This is a genomic window from Trebonia sp., from assembly GCF_049794275.1.
In the GTDB taxonomy this organism is placed as follows: domain Bacteria; phylum Actinomycetota; class Actinomycetes; order Streptosporangiales; family Streptosporangiaceae; genus Trebonia.
Map to the genome: position 1 here is coordinate 1 of NZ_JBARCR010001268.1, position 5,450 is coordinate 5,450.

The following is a 5,450-nucleotide window of genomic DNA, read 5'->3' on the forward strand; positions in this document are numbered from 1 at the left end:
GCGCCGGACCACGCCGGCGGCGGTCGCGATCGCCTGGCTGCTGACCCGGCCGCACGTCGTCGCGCCGATCGCGAGCGCGCGGTCGACCGGGCAGCTGGCGGAGATCCTGCCCGCAGTCAAGCTGGAGCTGACGCCAGCGGAGACCGGCCTGCTGTCGTCGGCCACCGAGCCGGCCTGAGCGGCCCTGGCTCGTCAGCTCTCTGGCGCCTCGGCCGCCAGGATGCGCCGCACCTCGGCGAGCTCGAGCTTGCCCGCGGGCGTCCGCGGCAGGCTGGGCAGCAGCACGATGCCGCGCGGCACCTTGTACCCGGCCAGCCGGCTCCGCACCGCGTCGCGCAGCTCCGCCGCGGTCAGCGCGGTGCTTCCGGTCGCCACCACGGCCATCACGCGCTCGCCCCACGTCTCGTCGGGGACGCCGACCACGGAGGCGTCCGTCACGCCGGGCTGGGCGAGCAGCACGTCCTCGACTTCCTGCGGGTGGACCTTCTCGCCGCCGGTGTTGATGACGCCGGCGCCGCGGCCGAGAAACCGGATGGCGCCGTCCTGCTCGACCATCGCCAGGTCGCCTGGCATGGTGTAGCGGACCCCATCGACAATGCGGAACGTGGCCGTGGTCTTGGCGGTGTCCTTGTAGTACCCGAGCGGTATCGGGCCGCCGAAGGCGAGCACGCCGACCTGCCCGCTGCCGGGCGCCACCGGCCTGTCGCCGGCCAGCACCTTCGTGGGAGCGGCAGGGAAGAACCTGGCCGGCAGGTCGTCGACGGACGAGGTGACCGCGTACGCGAACGGGCCCCCTTCGCTCGAGGCGATCGCGTCGGTGATCGTGACGCTGGCTCGCTCGTGCAGGGCGCGCTTCAGCCGGTCGCTCAGCACGGTGCCCGAGCTGACCACGGAGTCCAGTGAGCTGAGGTCGTGCGGCCGCCCGGCCCGCTCGGCGGCGGCGAGCTCGTCGACGAGCGGCTGGCACACCGCGTTGCCGGCCACCACGAGCGTGCGCACCCGCTGGGCGGCGACGGTCTCCCAGACGTGCCGCGGGTCCAGCCGGCCGGGGCGGGCGGTGACCACCCGGCCGCCTGCCAGCAGGGCGCCCATCGAGTTGAACAGCCCAGTCGCGTGCATCAGCGGGACGGCCGGCATCAGGACCGGCGACCTGCCCGCGGACCTGGCGGCGGCCGCGACCCGCACCGCCTCGTCGAGCGTGCCGGGCAGTGCGGTCACCCCGAGCCGCTGGAAGACCGACACCTCCATGGAGTGCATCAGGTCCGACAGCCGCCAGATCACTCCCTTCGGCTTGCCCGTCGTGCCGCCGGTGTACATGAAGAGCTCATCGGACCCCGGCCGCGGCCGCGCCGGGCGCGGCGCGTGCGCGGCGAGCAGCTCTCCGAGCTCAACGGCATCCGGCACAGCGATATCCGGCACAGCGGCACCCGCGCCCGCCCTGACGAGCAGGCGCAGCGACGGGAGCCTGGCCGCGACGTCCGCGATGTTCCCGGCCAGCTCGGCGCTGAACACCATGGCCGCGGCGTCGGCGTCGGCCAGCAGCGCGAACAGCTCCTCGCTGGTGTACCGGTAGTTGACGTTGACCGGCACCGCGCCGAGCTTGAAGGCGGCGAACACCGTCTCCAGGTAGGCGGCCCCGTTGTACAGGTAGCACGCGACCTTGTCCCCGGGACCGACGCCGGCGTCCGCCAGCGCGGCGGCCAGCCGCGCGGACCGCTCCTCGAATTCCGCGTAGCTGTAGTCCCGGCCAGGGTCTGAGATCGCGGTGGCGTCCGGCAGCTCGCGGGCGAACGCCTCCCAGACGGTACCGAAGGAGACGTCCACTACCCAGCCGCCCTTGCTCTCACGCGCGGCGGCCTACGCCGCCCCACATCCCGGAATGCGCTTCGGCCTCTGCCGTGGACTGGGGGCGCCATTGCGGCACCACCACCACGCCTGGCTCGAGCAGCTCAAGGCCGTCGAAGAACCTGGCCACCTCGGCGTGCGTGCGGTGCCGCTGCGTCTCGCGTGCCCGCTGGTTGTACTGCCGGGCCGCTTCGGCCATCCGCTCGGGCTCGATGTCCGACGCCACCTGGGACAGGGCGAGGTAGCTGCCAGGAAGCATCGCGTCCTTCAGCTGGCCGACGATCCCGTAGGGATCGTCGGCGTCCACGATCAGGTGCATGACGGCAATCAGCATGATCGCCACCGGCTGGCCGAAGTCCAGCGTCCGCGCCGCCTCCCGCACGATCTTTTCCGTGTCGCGCAGGTCCGCGTCGATGTAATCGACTGTTCCCCGCGGGCCGCTGGTGAGCAGCGCGCGGGCGTGCTGAAGGACGACCGGGTCGTAGTCCACGTAGACGACGCGGGCGCCGGGCGCCACGGACTGCGCCACCTCGTGCGTATTGTTCGCGGCGGGGATGCCGGTGCCGATGTCGAGGAACTGGGTTATCCCGGCCTCCTCGGTCAGGAACCGCACGACGCGAGCCAGGAACGCCCTGTTGGCCCGCACGGACTGCACGATCCCCGGGTAGGCGGCCTGCACCGCGTCGCCCGCGGCCCGGTCGACGGCGAAGTTGTCCTTGCCGCCGAGCCAGTAATCGTGCACCCGGGCGCTGTGCGCCACGCTGGCGTCGATGCGCGGCCTGCCGGTAGCCTCCACGACTATTCCTCGAGGAGGAGAGCCGTCTTCGGACAGGACATGACCGCTTCCCTGACGCGGTCGGCGAGCTCCGGCGGGACCTCGCTCGTCAGGATGTGCAGCTCGTCCTCGTCGTCCACGTAGAAGACCTCGGGAACCAGGCCGGCGCAGACGGCGTTGGCCTCGCACAGGCCTGTATCAACGGTCACCCTCATGCGCAGATCGTAACTTTGGTGCCGGCCACAGGCTAGCGACATCGTATATTGACCGCCGAGTGACGCGGGTCTTACGATCCGGGCAAGTCGACGAACAGAGGCGGGAGGCGCCGATGCCCGCGAGCGACTCGGCGGTGGACACCGGTTTCGACTGGTTCAGCCCAGAGGTCATCAGGGATCCGCAGAAGTACGACGGCATGATCCGCGAGGCGGGACCGGTCGTCTATTCGCCGCAGTACGACGTGTGGGCCACAGGCCGGCACGCCCAGATCGAGCTCATGATGCGGGACTGGAAGGCGTTCAGCTCCACCAGGCCGGCGTTCGAAGAGGTCGGCCAGCCCATGATCCTGCTGTCCGACGACCCGCCGGACCACCAGCGGGTCAGGACCGTGATCAGCAAGGGCATGTCCCCCGCCGTGCTCCGCCGGATGCAGGACGCCTTCGAGCAGGCGGCGGACCAGATCGTGCGGTCCCTGCTCGACGCGCCCGACGGCATCATCGACGGGCACACCGACCTCGCGAAGGCGTACGTGCTGACGGTGTTCCCCGACGCGATCGGCCTCGGGGACAACAACAGGGAAATGCTGATCAGGTTCGGGCACGCGCAGTTCAACATGTTCGGGCCGAAGAACGAGATCTACCAGCAGTCGATGGACGAGGCGTTCGAGGTCTTCGAGTGGGTCGCCGTCAACTGCAAGCGGGACATGGTCCAGCCCGGCGGCATCTGCATGGCCATGTACGAAGCCGCCGACACCGGCGCCGTCACCCAGGAAGAGGCCGAAATCCTCGTCCGCACCCTGTACTCGGCGGGGTCCGACACCACGATCTACTCGCTGGGCAACACGCTGCGCGCGCTGGCGGAGTTCCCCGATCAGTACCAGCTGCTGCGGTCTGACATCGACGAGTTCTCGGTGCGGGCCTTCGAGGAGGGCATCAGGTACGACAATCCGGCCAGGTTCACCAGGCGCCGCGCGACCGGGACCGTCGACGTGGACGGGACCGAGCTGCCTGAGGACGCGAAGATCCTGCTCCTGCACATGCCCGGCGGCCGGGACCCGCGGCGCTGGGAGAACCCGGCCGCCTACGACATCACCCGCGACGTGGTCAACAAGCACCTCGGCCTGGGGTTCGGCGTGCACGCCTGCGTCGGCGCGCGGGTCGCCCGCCTCGAAGGGGTGTCGCTGCTGTCGGCGCTCGCCCGCCACGTGCGGTCCATCGAGCTGGCCGGCGAGCCGGAGGTGACCACGAACATGGCGGTGCACGGCCACGAGAAGCTGCCGCTGCGCATCGTCCCCGCTTAGCGGCAGGGCTTAGCCGGCCGGGCCTAGGACGCGCCGAACCAGCCCGGCACGTCCAGCCGGAATGTCTCGCCAGGCACCATCGTCCGCAGGCTGGCCTCCAGGTCCGCGACCCGGTCGTCGCCGAGGGTGCGCGCCCAGCGGTCCCTGATGTCGCCGAATATCTCCGCTGAGAGCGTCAGCGCGGCGACGCCGCGCGGCGTGAGCCTGGTCAGCTTGCGGCGGCGGTCGGCGCTGTCGCCCGCCCGCTGCGCGTAGCCGAGCGCCTCCAGGCGCTCGATCGTCTTGCCCGCCGCCTGCTTGGAGATGCCCAGCCGCCTGCCGACCTCGCTCGCCGTCGCGCCGCGGAACCCGATGGCCTGCATCGCGAACCCGTGCGCCGGGCGCAGGTCCTGATGCCCCCTGCGGGCCAGCTCGCCGTGCAGTTCGTCGATGATCGCCCGGAACCCGCCGAACAGCAGCAACGGCAGCTCATACCCGGCGGCGGCGCTTGACGTCATTCGACAACCTCGTTTACTATTTTAGACAACCGAGTTGTCTTTAACGATAGCGGAGGACCGCAATGTTCACCGAGCACACCATCGAATCCGCGCCGCCCGCTGCCCGGCGCGTCATGACCGCCACCGCGAATCACCTCGGCTACCTGCCGGCCGCCACCGCCCGGTGGGCCAGCTCCCCGCAGCTGCTCGACGGCTTCCAGAAGCTCAGCGGGCTATTCGACTCGACCACGCTGGACCCGGTGGCGCGCGAGGTCGTCATCATGACGATCGCCACGAGGAACGGCTGTCACCTCTGCGTTGCGATGCACACCGCGCGGCTCACCGCGCTGCGCGCGGACGCCTGCCTGATCGCCGCGCTGCGCGGCGCTCAGCCGCTCGCCGACCCGAGGCTGGACGCGCTCAAGGAGTTCACCCTGCGGGTGCTCGACACCGCGGGCGACGTCGGCGAGCCGGCCCTGCGCGCCTTCCTCGGCCACGGTTATACCGAGCGCAACGCGCTCGAGGTCGTCCTCGGCATCGGCACCTACGTCATGTCGACGCTCGCCAACCGGCTCACCGGCGCCCCGGTTGACGACCAGGTCAGCGCCTTCGCCTGAGGCCGCTGATTTCATGATCACGAAAGAAAAGTACGCGCATAGGAGATTTTTCTTTCGTGATCATGCTCAGCGCCGCGGCTGAGGTCTTGCCAGACCCGGCCGCCGTAGACTCTGGCCCCTTCAGCCTCTGTAGGGCGAGAACTTGACCGGGGTGTGAGAGTCACCCCGCGTCCGTTCGGGATGATGCTTTTATTCATTTCGAACAGGGAGAGTCAGATGGT

7 protein-coding genes are annotated in these 5,450 nt (G+C 70.2%); 3 read left to right on the forward strand and 4 right to left on the reverse strand.

Features of this window, described 5'->3' with window-relative positions:
* A partial coding sequence (locus WA805_RS30905; protein WP_425244100.1) for an aldo/keto reductase occupies positions 1 to 178 on the forward strand: 178 nt, incomplete at its 5' end.
* A gap of 14 nt (positions 179 to 192) precedes the next feature.
* Here the strand turns inward: WA805_RS30905 and WA805_RS30910 are convergent.
* The 3 genes from WA805_RS30910 to WA805_RS30920 are packed head-to-tail and all read right to left on the reverse strand — an operon-like array spanning position 193 to position 2,835.
* Complete coding sequence (locus tag WA805_RS30910) at positions 193 to 1,824, reverse strand: AMP-binding protein (RefSeq protein WP_425244098.1); 1,632 nt, start codon at positions 1,822 to 1,824, stop codon at positions 193 to 195.
* Between the two features lie 19 nt (positions 1,825 to 1,843).
* Positions 1,844 to 2,641, reverse strand: coding sequence for an SAM-dependent methyltransferase (locus WA805_RS30915; RefSeq protein WP_422284379.1), 798 nt, complete (start codon positions 2,639 to 2,641; stop codon positions 1,844 to 1,846).
* A gap of 2 nt (positions 2,642 to 2,643) precedes the next feature.
* Positions 2,644 to 2,835, reverse strand: a complete 192-nt coding sequence (locus tag WA805_RS30920) for a ferredoxin (RefSeq protein ID WP_422279868.1) — start codon at positions 2,833 to 2,835, stop codon at positions 2,644 to 2,646.
* Between the two features lie 113 nt (positions 2,836 to 2,948).
* Between WA805_RS30920 and WA805_RS30925 the strand changes: the two genes are divergently transcribed.
* Positions 2,949 to 4,136, forward strand: a complete 1,188-nt coding sequence (locus WA805_RS30925) for a cytochrome P450 (RefSeq protein WP_422284381.1) — start codon at positions 2,949 to 2,951, stop codon at positions 4,134 to 4,136.
* A 23-nt stretch (positions 4,137 to 4,159) separates the two neighbouring features.
* On the opposite strand, the gene WA805_RS30930 is transcribed toward WA805_RS30925, so the two are convergent.
* A complete protein-coding gene (locus tag WA805_RS30930; RefSeq protein WP_422284383.1) occupies positions 4,160 to 4,633 on the reverse strand; it encodes a MarR family winged helix-turn-helix transcriptional regulator in 474 nt (157 codons plus the stop codon).
* Between the two features lie 62 nt (positions 4,634 to 4,695).
* On the opposite strand from WA805_RS30930, the gene WA805_RS30935 reads away from it, so the two are divergent.
* Entirely contained in the window at positions 4,696 to 5,229 is a 534-nt protein-coding gene (locus WA805_RS30935) for a carboxymuconolactone decarboxylase family protein (RefSeq protein WP_425244099.1), read from the forward strand.
* Positions 5,230 to 5,450: the final 221 nt, after the last annotated feature.